The organism is Streptomyces sp. HSS9-12, assembly GCF_054963655.1.
In genome coordinates this window covers 1-577 of the sequence record NZ_JBUEGC010000133.1, presented here as the reverse complement: position 1 = coordinate 577, position 577 = coordinate 1, and the positions used below count along the sequence as shown (strand labels likewise).

Genomic DNA, 577 nt, shown 5'->3' with positions numbered 1-577 from the left:
GCGCGATGCCAGCGGCATTGTCGTGCACCGACGCGGCGAGCACCACCACCGCGATCACCAGGCCCAGCACGTCAACGGCCAGGCCGCGCTTGCGGCCCGGTACTTGCACCCCAGCCGCCGCGTGCACGCTCTGGGTGTCGAGTACCACCAGACTCGGGTCCGCCTTCCGCCGCGCCTTCTCCCGCACCTGCCAGCGCAGCAGGTCGTGGATGGTCTGGTCGGTGCCGTCATCGCGCCACTTGGTGAAGTAGTACATCACCGCACCGCGCGGCGGCAGGTCGTGCGGAAGCAAGTCCCACTGGCAGCCGGTGCGGCCCTGGTAGAGGAGCGCGTTGACCATCTCCCGCATCTCGTACCGGCCCTGGTGACCGCTGACTGAGCGGTGTGCGGCCTTCCATGCGGCGATCACCGGCTCGACAAGCGCCCACTGCTCGTCGGACAGGTCGGTCTTGTAGGGCTTGCGCTCGCTCACGGTGCTCAGCCCAGCACGCCCGAGCCCGCCGACCGGCCGGGATACCGTGCTGCCACACGTTCAGGTGACGGCAAATCGCCTATGCACTTACATACCGCCCTCTCA

Annotated in this window: 1 protein-coding gene; it reads right to left on the bottom strand. The window is 68.5% G+C overall.

Annotated elements, in window-relative coordinates; all coding sequences use genetic code 11:
- On the bottom strand, positions 1–472 hold a 472-nt coding region (locus tag ACY34J_RS29045), incomplete at its 3' end, for a transposase (RefSeq protein ID WP_462729607.1).
- Positions 473–577 lie beyond the last annotated feature (105 nt).